Annotated in this window: 13 protein-coding genes; 6 read left to right on the top strand and 7 right to left on the bottom strand. The window is 67.6% G+C overall.

Translation table 11 applies throughout. The annotated features are described in order from the left end of the window. Nucleotides 1-243: 243 nt before the first annotated feature. Nucleotides 244-1,851, top strand: coding sequence for a phosphoglycerate dehydrogenase (gene serA, locus AArcSl_RS15195; protein ID WP_119821096.1), 1,608 nt, complete (start codon nucleotides 244-246; stop codon nucleotides 1,849-1,851). A 36-nt stretch (nucleotides 1,852-1,887) separates the two neighbouring features. Here serA and AArcSl_RS15190 read toward each other — a convergent pair whose 3' ends face one another. Further along, on the bottom strand, nucleotides 1,888-2,601 hold the full coding sequence (locus AArcSl_RS15190) for a creatininase family protein (protein WP_119822036.1): 714 nt from the start codon (nucleotides 2,599-2,601) through the stop codon (nucleotides 1,888-1,890). A gap of 117 nt (nucleotides 2,602-2,718) precedes the next feature. Here AArcSl_RS15190 and AArcSl_RS15185 point away from each other — a divergent pair, with 117 nt between their 5' ends. Next, a complete protein-coding gene (locus tag AArcSl_RS15185; protein WP_245883281.1) occupies nucleotides 2,719-3,246 on the top strand; it encodes a metal-dependent hydrolase in 528 nt (175 codons plus the stop codon). A 9-nt stretch (nucleotides 3,247-3,255) separates the two neighbouring features. Here AArcSl_RS15185 and purQ read toward each other — a convergent pair whose 3' ends face one another. Next, the gene (purQ, locus tag AArcSl_RS15180) at nucleotides 3,256-3,945 is read right to left on the bottom strand and encodes a phosphoribosylformylglycinamidine synthase I (protein WP_119821094.1); all 690 of its coding nucleotides are present in this window, start codon (nucleotides 3,943-3,945) and stop codon (nucleotides 3,256-3,258) included. Further along, a complete protein-coding gene (gene purS / locus AArcSl_RS15175) occupies nucleotides 3,942-4,193 on the bottom strand; it encodes a phosphoribosylformylglycinamidine synthase subunit PurS (protein ID WP_119821091.1) in 252 nt (83 codons plus the stop codon). The genes purQ and purS overlap by 4 nt, the downstream gene beginning before the upstream one ends. A 135-nt stretch (nucleotides 4,194-4,328) precedes the next feature. Between purS and AArcSl_RS15170 the strand changes: the two genes are divergently transcribed. Both AArcSl_RS15170 and AArcSl_RS15165 read left to right on the top strand, forming a co-directional pair. Beyond that, complete coding sequence (locus tag AArcSl_RS15170; RefSeq protein WP_193588476.1) at nucleotides 4,329-4,661, top strand: DUF7536 family protein; 333 nt, start codon at nucleotides 4,329-4,331, stop codon at nucleotides 4,659-4,661. 23 nt (nucleotides 4,662-4,684) lie between these two features. Further along, on the top strand, nucleotides 4,685-5,047 hold the full coding sequence (locus AArcSl_RS15165) for a BsuPI-related putative proteinase inhibitor (protein ID WP_119821089.1): 363 nt from the start codon (nucleotides 4,685-4,687) through the stop codon (nucleotides 5,045-5,047). A gap of 12 nt (nucleotides 5,048-5,059) precedes the next feature. Here the strand turns inward: AArcSl_RS15165 and AArcSl_RS15160 are convergent, their stop codons facing one another. After that, nucleotides 5,060-8,710: a tetratricopeptide repeat protein gene (locus AArcSl_RS15160; RefSeq protein WP_119821087.1), complete on the bottom strand. Its 3,651-nt coding sequence runs from the start codon at nucleotides 8,708-8,710 to the stop codon at nucleotides 5,060-5,062. A 98-nt stretch (nucleotides 8,711-8,808) separates the two neighbouring features. Next, nucleotides 8,809-9,885, bottom strand: coding sequence for an archaeosine biosynthesis radical SAM protein RaSEA (locus tag AArcSl_RS15155; RefSeq protein WP_119821085.1), 1,077 nt, complete (start codon nucleotides 9,883-9,885; stop codon nucleotides 8,809-8,811). Between the two features lie 239 nt (nucleotides 9,886-10,124). On the opposite strand from AArcSl_RS15155, the gene AArcSl_RS15150 reads away from it, so the two are divergent. After that, on the top strand, nucleotides 10,125-12,053 hold the full coding sequence (locus tag AArcSl_RS15150; RefSeq protein WP_119821083.1) for an aldehyde ferredoxin oxidoreductase family protein: 1,929 nt from the start codon (nucleotides 10,125-10,127) through the stop codon (nucleotides 12,051-12,053). 116 nt (nucleotides 12,054-12,169) lie between these two features. Further along, on the top strand, nucleotides 12,170-12,604 hold the full coding sequence (locus AArcSl_RS15145; protein WP_119821081.1) for a universal stress protein: 435 nt from the start codon (nucleotides 12,170-12,172) through the stop codon (nucleotides 12,602-12,604). 6 nt (nucleotides 12,605-12,610) lie between these two features. On the opposite strand, the gene AArcSl_RS15140 is transcribed toward AArcSl_RS15145, so the two are convergent. Together AArcSl_RS15140 and AArcSl_RS15135 are read right to left on the bottom strand one after the other, a co-directional pair. Then, nucleotides 12,611-13,804: a pyridoxal-phosphate-dependent aminotransferase family protein gene (locus AArcSl_RS15140; RefSeq protein WP_119821079.1), complete on the bottom strand. Its 1,194-nt coding sequence runs from the start codon at nucleotides 13,802-13,804 to the stop codon at nucleotides 12,611-12,613. An 87-nt stretch (nucleotides 13,805-13,891) separates the two neighbouring features. Continuing rightward, nucleotides 13,892-14,917: a DUF5784 family protein gene (locus AArcSl_RS15135; protein ID WP_119821077.1), complete on the bottom strand. Its 1,026-nt coding sequence runs from the start codon at nucleotides 14,915-14,917 to the stop codon at nucleotides 13,892-13,894. Between the last annotated feature and the right edge of the window lie 25 nt (nucleotides 14,918-14,942).

Genomic DNA, 14,942 nt, shown 5'->3' with positions numbered 1-14,942 from the left:
CGGAAGTCCCGCCAGCGCGCGCCACAGAAAAATGTCGAGGAATTGTCGACACCGGCATTCAAATTCGAAAGCGGTTTTGCGGTGAAGCCGCTGTGGAGCTCCACGCATCGTCTCGACGCCGAGCGAAGCGAGGCGTCGGCCTTTTTGGTCCAGCTTTTTCAACGAGCGGTGCGCTCGCCTCGCGAGCGCACCCGAGGCAGAAAAAGGTGGGATTTAACACCCCCACTTGTCTCAGATTTTACTATGAAGGTACTCGTCACAGACCCGATAGCCGATGCCGGCCTCGAGCGACTCCGCGATGCCGGCCACGAGGTGGAGACGGCCTACGACGTCGAGGGCGAGGCGCTTCTGTCGGCCGTCTCGGACGCGAACGCACTCATCGTCCGGTCGGGAACCGAGGTCACCGACGAGGTGTTCGAAGCAGCCACCGAGCTGGTCATCGTCGGCCGGGCGGGGATCGGCGTCGACAACATCGACATCGAGGCGGCTACCGAACACGGCGTGATCGTCGCCAACGCACCCGAAGGCAACGTCCGCGCCGCGGCGGAACACACCGTCGCAATGGCGTTCGCCACCGTTCGGTCGATCCCGCAGGCGCACATCCGACTGCGGGACGGCGAGTGGGCCAAAAGCGAGTTCGTCGGCACCGAACTCAACGGCAAGACGCTCGGGATCGTCGGCCTCGGGCGGGTCGGCCAGGAGGTCGCAAAGCGACTCGACTCGCTCGGGATGGAGCTGGTCGTCTACGACCCGTACATCTCCCAGGAGCGGGCCGCCCAGTTCAACGCCGAACTGGTCGGGGAACTCGAGGAGTGTCTCGAGCGCGCCGACGTCGTCACCGTCCACACGCCGCTGTTGCCCGAAACCCGGGGGATGATCGGCGCCGAGGAGCTCGAACTGCTCGAGGGCGGTTACCTCGTCAACTGCGCCCGGGGCGGGATCGTCGACGAGGAGGCGCTCGCGGCCGCCGTCGAGGACGGCACCCTCGCGGGCGCGGCGATCGACGTCTTCGAAACCGAACCCGTGCCCGCCGACTCGACGCTCCTGTCCGTCGACGACGTCGTCGTCACCCCACATCTGGGCGCATCCACCGAAGCCGCCCAGGAGAACGTCGCCGTCGACACCGCAAAGCAGGTTCTCGCGGCGTTCCGTGGGGAACCGGTGGCGAACGCGCTCAACGCCCCCTCGATCGACGAGGCGGCGTTCGACCGCGTCCGACCGTACCTCGACATCGCCGAGACCGCCGGCAAGATCGCGGTTCAACTGCTCGAAGGGCGGATCACCGACGTCGAAATCGTCTACGAGGGCGAGATCGCCGACGAGGACGTCGAGGTGGTGACCGCCTCCGCCCTGAAGGGGGTCTTCGAACCGCTGGAGTGGCAGGTGAACGCGGTCAGCGCGCCCCGCCTCGCCGACGAGCGGGGGATCGACGTCACCGAGTCGAAACGCCGAAAGGCCGACGACTTCCGGAGCCTGGTGACAGTGACCGTGGGCAACGGCGAAACGTCGATCTCGGTGTGCGGGACCCTCTTTGCCGACGACGACCCGCGGATCGTTCGTATTGACGGCTTCCGAGTCGACGCGATTCCGTACGGCCACATGCTGGTCGTGCGCAACCGCGACGAACCGGGGGTGCTCGGCCTGATCGGCACCGCGCTCGGCGACGCCGGCGTCAACATCGCCGGGATGTTCAACGCCCGTCAGACCCACGGCGGGGAGGCGATCACCGTCTACAACCTGGATCACCCGATCCCCGAGTCGGTCCACGAGGAATTGCTCGCCGACGACCGGATCACTGAAGTCAACGAAATCGTGCTCGACAATACTGAGAGCCGGCGGGACGCAGACTGATCGCGACTGGCGGCTCTCGCTTCTTCCCTCCCGGTTTCACCACCCGGCATCCAGATCCGCCTCGAACGCGTCGAGGATCTCCGCGGTCGTCTCCGCGATTATCTCCTCGATCGCCTCGGGGTCGGCGTTCGTCGGATCGCCCAGCCCGCCCTCCTCGGTCACCTCGTCGAAGTAGGTGTACGACCGCGTTTCCGGGAACTCCCTGGTCGTCTGTGGCTCCTTGTGTTCCTCGCGAACCAGGTCCGGCCGGAACAGTTCGATCACGCTCGTCTCGTGGTCGCCGGCGTGACCCCAGTCGTCGCCGAACTGCTCTTCCAGCTTCTCGCGGGCGAAGTCGGTCCAGTGGACGAAGTGGACCTCGAGATCGTACTCGCGTCCCAGCCGGTCGGCCGCGAGCTTCAGCGGTTCCCGGTTGCCGCCGTGACAGTTCAAAAGGAGCAGCCGGTCGACCCCGTGGTCGGCGATGGACGCGCCGATCTCGACGATCACTTCGCGGTACGTCTCTGGGGTCAGCGTCACCGTTCCCGGAAAGCGCATGTGGTGCTGTGAGTAGCCGTACGGCAGCGTCGGCAGCCGATACAGTTGCAGGTCCCGTCGCTCGGCCGCCTCGACGAGCGTCGCAGAGAGGTGATCCGCCCGCAGGCTGTCGACCGAAAGCGGGAGATGCCGGGAGTGCTGTTCGGTACTGCCCGTGGGCAGGACGACCGCGTCCGCCGAGAGGAACGCCTCGCCGGCCTCCTCCCAGGTCATCCCGCCGAGGTCGAACGCCGTTTCCGCCGCGCCCCGTTGTGTTTCCTCGTTATCGTCGGTCACACTCACGTCCGGGGGAGCCGGGAACAAATACCGTCGGGTGACGGCGAACGACTCGTGGGAACGACCGAGAACTTCATACGCGGTCCAGCCGAAAACGAGTCGACCGTGTACCAACTGGGTCACTACGGGATCGCGCTGCTGTGTTACGCGCCAGTCGCGCGGCTGTTCGTCGGGGCGGGAGAGCCCCACGCGGCACTGGCGGGCGGACTGCTCGTCGCCGGTGCCGCAGTGCTGCCCGACTGTGACGTGTACCTTCCGCTCTCCCACCGTGGACTGACCCACACCCTCTGGTTCGTTGTCGGGGTCGGGGTGGCGGTCGCTGTGGCCGTCGTGACCGTCGCCACACAGTCGACAGCGACCGGGGTCCGGCCCTTCTGGGGCCCCGTCGCCGGCCTGCTCGCGGCGGGCGCCGTCCTGAGTCACGTCGCGGTCGACGCCGCCACGCCTATGGGGATCCGGCCGTTCGCGCCGCTTTCCGACTGGCACGTCACGCTGGATCTGGTGGCGTCGAAACACCGGACTGCGAACGTCTCGCTGTTCCTGATTGGCGGTGCGGCGGTCGCGATCGCAACGATGGTTTAAGAGGCGTCGTCAGCTCCGCAGCGAGGGATCGAACCCGTACAGCACCCCTGCACCGTCTGTGAGTCCGAGATCCGGAAGGGTCGCCCGTTCGGGGTGGGGCATCAACACCGCGACGGACTCCCGTTCCCCGAGCAGTCCCGCGACGTTGCCAGTCGAGCCGTTCGGGTTCGCCTCGTCGGTGACGTTCCCGTCGGCGTCACAGTATCGAAAGAGGATCCGATCATTCGCCTCGAGTTGTGCGTACCGGTCCTCGCTTATCTCGAATCGTCCTTCGGCGTGGGCGATCGGCAGGCGGAGCACCTCGCCCTCCTCGTAGGCGGCGGTCCAGGGGGTGTCGGCGCGCTCGACCCGGCAGTGGACGTGTTCACACTGGAACCGGGCGCTCTCGTTGGTCGTGAACGCCCCGGGCGTGAGACTCGATTCACAGCCGATCTGGGCGCCGTTGCAGACTCCCAGCACTGGCACGCCCTCGTCTGCGGCAGCGCGCACCTCCCGCATAACCGGCGCACGGGCGGCCATCGCTCCCGCCCGAAGGTAGTCACCGTAGGAAAACCCGCCCGGCAGCAGGATCCCCTCGACGTCGGCGGGGAGGCCGTCCTCGTGCCAGACGCGCTCGGCGTCGATCCCGAGGTGTTCCAGCGCGCGGACGCCGTCCCGGTCGCAGTTCGACCCGCCGAACTGGACGACTGCGACGGTCATCGTTCGGATACCGCGACCTCGTAGTCGTGGATCGTCGGGTTCGCGAGCAACCGCTCTGCCATCTCTGCGGCCCGGTCGCCGGCTTCCTCGGCGTCGGCCGCCTCCAGGTCGATCTCGAACCGGTCGGCCGACCGGAGGTCCTCCAGTTCGAACCCGAGTCGCTCCAGTGCGCGCCGTGTCGTCTCCGCTTCCGGATCCAGCACGCCGGGTTTCAGCCGGACGGTCACCGTCGCGGTGTAGGGGGTCATCGTGTGAGGGTGCGCCCTCGTGTGCAAAAACCGTTTTGGATACGATTAGTTATCCATAAATGTGTATTACACCGGCGAACACTCCAGCGGTCGGGGAGCGATGCGCCTTTCTTCGGTCGACGACAACCGTCGGGCGTGAGTCGAGAGGGAACTGACGGAACGACAGGGGGCGAGGCCCCACAGCAGGAGCGTCCCGACCGACCTCCGGCGTCGGCGATGCTGTCGGCGCTTTCGGTGCCGAAGCACGCGAAACGCGGCGCACTCGCGGGGCTGTTGCTCGCTATCGCGGCGTACCTGGTTCGGGTACTCGAGCTGTTGGGTCCGCCACCGGGAGCACGGGAGTATCCGATCCTCGGTCCGGAGGGATGGTTTCTCGTGCTGGCGTTCGTGTTGGCGGTGACGTCGGCGATGCTGATCACGATCCTGCTCGTGGCCCTGGAGGCGGCGCGGATGGGGAGAAACGTTTAGCTGTCGGGGGCGAAAGGCGGCGTATGCTCACGTCGACGCTGTCCGTCGCACCGGTCGATGAGGGATTCGAGTTCTCGCTGACGGTCAGGAACGACGACGACGAGCCCGTGGAGCTTTCGTTCCGATCGGGCCAGCGGGTCGACTTCGTGGTCGAGCGGGTCGACGACGCGGACGGAACAGGGGACGGCCAGGAGGTGTGGCGCTACAGCGACGGCCGGCTGTTCACCCAGGCGCTCGGACGCGAGACCCTCGAGCCCGGCGAGTCGCTGTCCTACGGGGCGATCTGGGAGGACCCCCCCGCCGGCGAGTACGAGGTTCGTGGCGTGTTGACCGCCGAGAACGTCGACGCCGAGGCGTCGATGGTCGTCTCAGTTCCACCCGTCTGAGGACGATTGCTCTCACTCCGCGAGTGGGTTCTCCGAATCCGAGTTCCCCTCGCGGAGCCGTTCTGCGGTCGACCGTCGCCGCCGCGCCTCGTCGACTGCCCCCCACGTCTCACAGCGATCGGCGAACCGCTCGAGGGCGTCGGCGGCGTCGGGCGTCGCGTCGATCTCCCGATAGCCTTCGATCGCCCGCCCGAACAGTTCCCGGGCGCGGTCGCGCTCGTCGCGGTCGGCTGCGACCTCGGCCAGTTCGAGCAGCGTCGCCGCCTCGCCGTGGCGCTCCTCGACGTCGCGGTATCCCGAACGCGCCTCCTCGAGCCGTTCGTCCGCCCGATCGAGATCCCCTCGTTCCCGGTCGATCGTCCCGAGCAGCCGCAGACACGCCGCCTCGCTGCGCGCGTCCCCGACCGACCGGGCCAACTTCAGGGCGCGTTCGGCGCGTTCGGTCGCACCGTCGAGGTCGCCCCGCTGGCGGGCGATCCGGCCGAGCCCAAGCAGCGCGTCGAGGTGCCCCCGGTCGTCGTCCACGTCCTCGTGGCGCCGTGCCGCCATCCTGTAGTGTTCTTCGGCCCGGTCGAGGTTCCCGCTCGCCCGTTCGACCTCCCCGAGCAGCGATCGGGTGCTCGCCTCGTGGTGGTTGTTTCCGATCGCCGCGAACGCGTCGGCTGCCCGTTCGGCGTGTCTCCGGGCGGCCGCCGTGTCGCCTCGGACGTTCGACACCACGGCGAGGTGATACTGGGCGGTGGCGAACCCGTGCTCGTAGCCGATCTCCCGGGCGATTGCGGCCGCCCGGCGCGCACGCTTTTCGGCTCCTTCGAGATCGCCGGTGACCCAGCCGACGGTCGCCAGCTTGCCGAGCACGTCCACGATCTCCCGCCGTTCGCCGAGCGCCGAATACCGGCGCTGACTCTCGCGGTAGTGCCTGCCGGCTGTCTCGAAGTCTCCCCGGTCCTGGGCCACTGAGCCGATGTCGGAAAGCGCCGTGGCGAGCTTCCGTTCGGCCCCGATTTCCCGGTAGATCGCGAGGCTTCGGGCGTATCGATCCGCTGCGACGTCGAGTTCTGACCGGCGTTGAGCAACCGAGCCCAGATGTCTGAGGCTGTCTGCGATCCCCAGGCTGTCGTCCAGTTCGCGATAGTCCGACAGCGCCTCCCGGTACAACCTCTCGGCCTCGTCGTAGGTCCCCTGTTCGTCGGCGACGTTTCCGAGCCCGACTCGACAGCGGGCCCGAAGCCGAATTCGGTCCTCCGTGGCGAGCGGGGCGTTCTCGAGCCGATCGAGCGCGGACTCGAATGCCATCGTGGCCTCCTCGAGCCGCCCTCCCGCGAGGTGCCCCCGCCCGCAGCGCTCGGCGAGTTCGACCGGCAGGCCGGCCGACGTCGCCCGCGGGACGGTAAAGGTCGGTCCGCCACAGCCACACAGGAGCGGCGCGAGCGCAGGATGGTCCTCCGAGAACTCGATCAGCCGTCGCGAGATCGACTCCGCCCAGTCGCCAGGACGCTCCGCGATCCGGTCGAGCGGATCCTTACCGTCGGAAGCCGACGACAGCCGTCCCCCGTCCCGCAGGTCCCTGAGTCGCTCGCGACTGGCCTCGTCGACAGCGAGCGCGAGCAACGTGCTCACACACCTGTCGGCGCGATCGATCGCAGCGCGTCCATCCGTCTCCAGCAACCGCCGCAGGAACGCACTCGACCAGCCGGCGTGGATCGTCCGATACCGCCCTCGATTCTGGCTGTCGAACAGCACCCGCCCCGAAAGTTCCTCTATCGCCTGTTCGACCCGTCGCAGCCGATCTTCGAGCCGATCCTCCGTCGACTGTCCGGTCGTCTCCCCCGCGTCAGCTGACGGGGCGACGATCCCGTCGCCCGCTTCGAACGCCAGCGCGTAGGCGTACTCGGGGAGGACGGGAAGCTCCGCGGCGTTGAGGAGGTTGACGAGTACCGCGGTGTCCATCGCCAGTTCGTCTCCCCGGAGTGACGCACACAGCTCCTCGACGTCGGCGTCTAACCCGGACGCGGTCTCCGAGCCGACGGCGGGTTCTCCCTCGGTACCGACGTCCGATCCGTCGCGTCCCGCCGTATCGACCTGCATCACGAGCCGGTTGAGAAACAGCAGCAACTCCCCGGGTTCCGCCGCCTCGCCCCCCTCCGCTTCGGTCGATCCGTCGGTATCGACGTCGACCGAGACGCCCGTCGCGTCTTCCAGCCGCGATCGGAACCGCTCGCGTTCGGTCGCGTCCAGCGCCGGCATCCGCACGGTTCCGATCCGCTCTCTGATCGCCTCGTCGTGCGGGTCGACGTCGAACGTCCCGCCGACGGCCCACCGTTCGCTTCCAGACTCCAGGAGGAACGCCACGCCGGCGTCGTCCTCGAGCGCCTCGATGGCGCGGAACGCCGCCCTCGCGTCGGCGCGGAGTGCCCCCTCGATCACGACGAGGGTGGGGCGGGTTCGGTCCCGGAGCAGCCGCACGAGCGCCTCCCACGACTCGAACGGTTCCGGGCCACCCTCCGGTCGATACAGCACCGATCCGACCGACCGATACCACCGGTAGGCGACGCCGCGGCAGACGGTGCTCTTCCCGGATCCCGGCGGACCGATCAGGGCGCGGGTGCCGCCCCCCTCGAGCGCGGAGAGCAGGTCAGCGACCAGCGATCGTCGCTCGCCGTCCCGGACGTGCTCCCGTTCGAGCGCGTGGCCGGCAGCCACCTCGGGGAACCCGACGCCGGCCCGCCATGCGGTCGGCAACGGAAGCGGCTCCCGCTCGGCGAAGTACGACGGCGTCAGCTTCAAGAATCCCTCCCGGAACAGCGTGTCCGTGGGATCGGGATCGGTCGGGACAGGGACGCCGCCCCACTCGACGGCCTCGGCAAGCGGCGTGGCGATCCGCCTGAGCGCCCGGTACTGACGCTCCCCCCACTCGACGGCGTCGTCGTCGTCGTTCGACACGACTCCCTCGACGGAGCGATCCTCGCGGTGGCCGACGACCGAGACGACCGTCGCGTCCCCCTCGGAGAGCAACAACAGCGCGTACGGGGGTGTCTCGGCGGCGAACGCCGCCGCTCGGTCGGACTCGACGAGCCACCGCGCCAGTGCCGGTGTTCGCTCGGGCAGTCGCGAGAGCACGCGCCGGTCGAGGACAGCCTCGACGGTTCCACTGGAGAGTTCCCGACAGCTGGAAAGCAGCGTCGCCGCGGTCTCGCCCGGCGCGATCAGCCGGATCCGATCCGCCGATTCGATCCGTGCTCGCAGCTCGGCCGGTAACTCGTTTCCGGCGCCGTCGCCGGAGCCCTGGGTGCCGTCGCCGGAGCCGACCTCCCGTCGATCTTCGGGAATGACGGTCGCTCCCTCGAACAGTCTGGCGTCGACGTCGGCGTCCGGCGGCAGCGAAGCCAGGGCCTCGGTGCCCGCGAGTACGTCGGCGAACTCTTCTCGAAACCGGGCGTACCGGTCCAGAACCGTCCGTCCGGTGAGGCTCACCTGCCAGCCGTCGTCGACGCGTTCGATCCAGCCCAAACTCTCGAGCCGGCGGATCGCACGGTCGACGGTCGCCCGCGAACAGTCGAGGTGTTCGACGAGTTCCCGTTTGTCCGCTGGCGACCGGAGCCGGTCGAGCAACGCCCGGCGCCGGTCGATCGTCCGCAGCGCCTCCTGGATCCGGTCGTCCATCGCCCTACGTTTCACGGCCATCCCACTAAACAGTACGCCCGAGCGCACTAATTCAACTGCTTATAAACCCTTAGTAATCGTCTCCCCGTTCGTTCGCCTCACCCGACCAGCGGCATGTTGTATGCCGTCTCCGCTTCCATCACCAGTTCCCAGGTCGACTCGCACTCACAGGAGACCTGCTCGAACACCGACGGGTCCTGTCGGAGGCCGAAGTCCTTGATCGCCGTCTGCACGCGGTCGTCGCAGTCGCCGCAGTTGTGCGGGCCCCGATCGGAGCCGTGGCCGACCGGATCGGAGACGACGATCGCGTCGACGTCGGCGGTCTCCTCGAGCACGTGTGCGACCGACCACAGCCACGGCGGCCGGTAGCCGTCGGCGTAGTACAGCTCTTCGACCATCGTGTACCGCTGGACGTTACACGGGTTCATGGAGACGGTGTGGCAGGGGTCGACCGTCGCGCACCGCTCGATCGAGTCGATCATGTCGTCTGCGGCCTCCGGCTCCGCGAGGAACGGCGGCTTCATGAGGAGGTACGCTTTCACGCCGGCGCCGGCGGCCGCCGCCTCCCCGCAGGCATCCTCGAAGTCGGCGAAGTCGAAGTACTTGTTGACGCAGTCGCGTCGAACCCGGTCGGTCGCAGTTTCGAGGCCGACGGCGACGTCTGTTTCGAGCCCGCGGTCGGTGAAGTCCGCGAGCTTCTCCCGGTCGACGAAGTCCGGCAGCGATTCGACGACGATCCGGTCGCGGTCGGCGAACGCCTCGGCGATGGTTTTCCGGGTCTCGGCGGGCACCTCCCGCTCGTCGAGAAAGGAGCCGGAGGTGTAGATCTTGATCAGGCCGGCGGGTTCATCGGCGTTTTCGCGCTCGTACTCCAGACAGACCTCGAGCTGATCGACCAGCGCCTCGTGACTCACGGAGCCGCCCTCGACGGACTCGGCGACGTAGCCGCACATGGTGCAACCGCCCGCCCGCGCCCACCGGCAGCCGCCGGTGTTGAGGATGATCGTCAGCGACTGGTAGACGCCGTCAGGGGTGTTGTCCTCGTCGAGCCACACCCGCGTCGGCTCGTGGGGGTCGTACGTCTCGTCCCGGCGGGCGCGGATCTCGCGCATCACCCGGTTGTGGGCGTCCATCCCGCGCCCCTCCTCGTGGCTTTCGGGGCTCGTTTCGCTCATTGTCGGACGGTGGGAGCGACGCCGTAAAGCCGTGTCGTCGTCGGTCCTCGTTGCTTCGCGATGGCCGCCCGGACCCGTTCGGTATCTCTCGGGGCTGTCCAGCCGGTTTCCGACCGTTTCGAGTAACGTATTTCGATAGTGGTATTCGCGTTCTTTCGCGTTCCCGTAACCGGTGAGAGTTACACTTCCGAAGCAATAGCTAACATGCTGCCGATCCAACGTAATAGACGTACGTTACAATGACAGAGTACGGTGGATTCAGGGACAACGTGGTAGAGGTCGACCTCTCCGGAGGCGACGTGAACTACCGAGGAATCGACGACGAGTACGCGGAGAAATACATCGGCGCTCGCGGGCTGGGCGTGCGGTACATGTTCGAGAAGGATCCGGAAGTCGAGCCGCTGAGCCCGGAGAACCGGCTGTGCTTCATGAACGGCCCGCTGACGGGTTCGCAGGCGGTCATGAGCGGCCGGATCGCGGTCGTGACAAAATCCCCGCTGACGGGGACGGTCACCGACTCGCATCACGGCGGCTGGTCGGGCGCCCGGCTGAAGTGGGCCGGCGTCGACGGGCTGCTGTTCGACGGCCGCAGCGACGATCCCGTCTACGCGGTCGTCGAGGACGGCGAGCTCGAACTGCGCGACGCCAGCCACGTCTGGGGTAAAGGCGTCCACGAGACGATCGAAACGCTCGGCGAGGAGGTCGACGGCGAGATCGGCAAAAACCTCAGCGTGATGGCGATCGGGCCGGGCGGCGAGAACGGCGTTCGGTACGCCTGCATCATGAACGAGGACGACCGCGCGTCCGGGCGCGGCGGCACCGGTGCCGTGATGGGCGACAAGAAGCTGAAAGCGGTCGTCGTCAAGTCCGGCACGCGGATGCCCAAGCCCGCCGATGCGGAGACGTTCCAGGAGGGGGCACAGCAGGCGATGCAGGTGGTCCGGGAGTCGGACGTCACCGCGCCCAACGAGGGCGGCCTCTCGGTGTACGGGACGAACGTCCTGATGAACATCACCGAGGAGATGGACGGCCTGCCCGTCAAGAACGGCCGGTACACCTCCACAAAGAGCGCCCGCGAGGACTTCGACACCGACTCCGACGCCGAGAAGGTCTCCGGCGAGCACGTCCGGGAGAACATCCTCGTCGACGAGCCGACGTGTCACTCCTGTCCGGTCGCCTGCAAGAAGGAGGTCGAGGTGCAGACGATGCACAAAGGCGAGGAGCTGAACGTCCACATGGAGTCGTTCGAGTACGAGCCCGCCTGGTCGCTGGGGCCGAACTCGCTGAACGACGACGCCGCCAAGACGGCGGTCATCATGGACCGCTGTAACGACATGGGCATCGACTCCATCGAGACCGGCAACACCCTCTCGATGGCGATGGAGGCCACCGAGGAGGGCCTCATCGAGGAGGGGATCGACTGGGGCGACGCCGACGCGATGATCGACATGGTCGAGCGCATCGCTCGTCGCGAGGACGACCTCGCCGACGCCCTCGCGAAGGGGGCCGCCGGCGCCGCCGAGGAGTTCGGCGACCCGACGATCGCGATGACGGTGAAGGGTCAGGGCATCCCCGCCTACGACCCACGCTGCATGAAGGGGATGGGGATCGGCTACGCCACCTCGAACCGCGGTGCCTGTCACCTTCGTGGGTACACCCCGGCCGCAGAGATCCTGGGCATCCCCGAGAAGGTCGACCCCTACGAGTGGGAGGGCAAAGGCGAACTCACCGCCACCTTCCAGGACCTGCACGCGATCTCCGACAGCTTCGACATCTGCAAGTTCAACGCCTTCGCGGAGGGGATCGAAGAGTACGTCCTCCAGTACAACGGCATGACCGGCCGCGACCTCTCGGAGGACGAACTGTTCGAGGCCGGCGAGCGCATCTACAACCTCGAGCGCTACTACAACAACCTCAACGGCTTCGACGCCGCCGACGACTCCCTGCCGGGTCGGTTCGTGAAGGGCCACGAGGACGCCATCCCGGGCCAGGGCGGCTCGGAGGGCGAGCTGTGTGAACTCGAGGAGATGAAAGAAGAGTACTACGAACACCGCGAGTGGGTCGACGGCGTCGTCCCCGACGAGAAGCTCGAGGCGCTCGGTATCGACATCGGACCGGGAACCGGCGTCTCGATGGGCGACGAGGGCACCGCGCCCGCGGACGATTGATCGGAAAATTCGCCGGCCTCACCGACGACTGACCGGGATCGTCCGCCGTCGCTCGGTCGCCGAGTCTCCCAACCGTCCTGGATCATCTTTTTATAAGTAGCGCCGAACTCCTAGACATGGCTTACGACCGGATCGTGGTGGCGACGGAGGGGAGCCCTTGCGCGAACAGGGGCGTCGAGCGGGCGATCGACCTCGCGGCCGAGTCCGGGGCGACCGTCCACGCCGTATACGTCGTCGATCAGGGGATCGGTCGCCCGGGCGACTGGGACATCGTCGTCGAACGGCAGGAGGCGGAAGGAGAGGACGCTCTCGATACGGTCGGCGACATGGGTGCAGAAGCCGGGGTCGAGGTGGAGAAACATCTCCGGCGAGGACAGCCTGCCGAGCAGATCGTCGGGTTCACGGAGGGGATCGACGCCGACCTGATCGTCATGGGAACCTGCGGCCGAAGCGGCTTCGACCGGTTCCGGCACGCCGGGAGCACGACCGAACGAGTGCTCCGGCGGTCGTCGGTTCCCGTGCTCGCGGTGCCGCCGGACGAGTCGACGTGATCGGCGCTACTCGAGTTCCGCGTTCGCGGCATCGAGGCCGGCGTCGATGTCGACGTCGATCCCGACGTCCGTCATCGCTTCGCCGACGGTGCGGACGCCACGGAGGATCTGTGCCGACGAGAGCGATCCCATGTTCGACACCCGGAAGATCTGCCCACCCAGATGGGCCTGTCCCCCGGAAATCGAGACGTTTCGCTCCTTTACGGCGGCGAAGAACTCGTCTGGATCGGCCTCGCGGAGTTCGGTTGGCAGCGCCACGGCGGTGACGGTGTTGGACAGTTCGGTGGGCCCCTCGGCGTCCGCGAACAGCTCCAGCCCCATCGCGGTAAAACCCTCGCGGAACGCTGCCGCCTGTCGGCGGTGGCGTTCGATCCGGTCGCCCATTCCCTCGTCGGTGATCTCTTCGACGGCGACCGCGAGTGCCCGGAACAGCGGCACCGCCGACGTGAAGGGGGTCTGGTGCTGGTCGGCCTTCCGGAGGTGCCAGTCGAGGTCCTCGTAGAAGGGCGCCGACTCGCCGTCGATGGCCGCTTTTGCGCGTTCGGTGACGTACATCGCGCTGACGCCCGGCGGTGCGCCAAGCGCCTTCTGGGCGTCGGTGACGGCGACGTCGACGTTCCAGTCGTCGATTCGGAAGACGTCCCCGCCGATGCTCGTGACGCCGTCGACGACGAAGCACGCGTCGTGGTCTTTGGCGATCTCCCCGACCTCGGCGACGGGGTTCAACAGTCCCGTGGAAGTCTCGTTGTGCACCATCGTCACCAGGTCGGTGTCGTCGTCGACCGCCTCCCGGACGGCCGAAAGCGGGATCGACTCGCCCCACGTCGCCTCCACGCGGGTGACGTCGTCGGTGTAGCGGTCGGCGATCCGGGCGAACCGCCGGCCGAACTTCCCGTTGACAAGCGCGACCACCGTGTCGCCCTCGTCGATCACGTTTGCGACGGCCGCTTCCATCCCCATCGTGGCGGTGCCGTTGAGGATCAGGCTCGTGCCCGCATCGCTGGTCGAGGTTCCGTCGAGTGTCGATCGGGTGAACACCGCATCGAGGCCCTCCTGTGCGCGCTCGTAGGTCGCCTCGAAGTCGGCAGATCGGTGAGAGACCATCGGCTCGGTCATCGACGCCAGCACGTCCTCGGTCACCGGGACGGGGCCGGGGTTGAGCAGCAGGAACTCCTCGTCGGTGGTGTCACTATCGACCATAGTTCGGGCTTCGACGCACCGTGTGTTATAAGTTGATGAATCGGGAGCGATCCGACGTTTCGGGAATCGAGCGGGGAGTCGCGTCGATCAGATCGCGCCGCCGAGGTCGAGCGCCGCGCCCTTCCGGTAGCCCTCGACCCGGCCGTCGGGCCGGAACCTGAAGACGACGGCGGGTCGGTGTCGTACTTCCGGCTTCTCGGCGAGCACCGACGCCCAGGCGTCGTCGGGGAACGACGTGCAGTCGACGAACAGGGTGACGCCGCCGGCGTGGGCCTCCAGCTGGCCGCTCGTTTTCGTCTCGGCGGTGTCCCGCACCGCGGCGACGGGGGTGGAGGCGGCCCGTCGGCTGGGGGGAAGCGGCCGGGTGACCTCCACCAGCGTCGGTTCGGTTCCCGACTTCTCGGCCCGGTAATCGAGCGAATGCCCCGTCGTCACCGGGATCTCGGGGGTGATCTCGTAGCCGGCGTCGATCAGGAGTTTGGCGGCGTCGAACTCCCCCATCGCCGCCCGCATCCGGGTGAGGTCCAGCTGTTTGGAGGTGCCGAGCTTGCCGGCCATCGTCTCCCGGTACGGGTCGAGCGCGCCGGTCGACAGCACGGATTCATAAAAGGCGAGCCCCTCCTCGCGGGTCGCATCGGGGAAGCCGGCGGCGTGGTCGCGGAAGAACTCCCTGGTGGTCTCCCGGCCGTCCTTCGAGAGGAACACCGGCAGGAAGAACCACGACAGGTGGGGATACGGCTCGAGCCACGGCGACTCCTCGTGAAGCTGGGCCGTCAATTCCTTCTCGGCCCACTCGCTGATCGGCTCCGGGACCTCCTCGAACCCGTACTTCTCGGTCTTCCAGAGCCGCTGTGGGGTCTCGGTGTTCCCCATCCAGTATCCGGCGGGGCCGCCGTCGGTCCCCTCCGGCCCGTCGTCGCTCCCCCAGCAAAACAGCGCGACGTCGCCGTTTTCCATCTCGAACCGGCGCGCCTGGTAGCCCGACGGCGGTTTGAACCACGGTCGTCCGCTTTCGGCTCCCAGGTTCGCATCCAGCGGCCGGTAGAGTTCCGACTCGACGCGGCCGGGGCTCCAGGAACCGGGGGCGTACCTGAATCGTAACGGACTCGCCACAACGGTAGTAGCTGACCGGCCGGTT

Origin of the sequence: Halalkaliarchaeum desulfuricum (assembly GCF_002952775.1) — an archaeon.
In the GTDB taxonomy this organism is placed as follows: domain Archaea; phylum Halobacteriota; class Halobacteria; order Halobacteriales; family Haloferacaceae; genus Halalkaliarchaeum; species Halalkaliarchaeum desulfuricum.
Note: the sequence above shows the minus strand (reverse complement) of the source record. Positions and strands in the feature narration are given on the sequence as shown.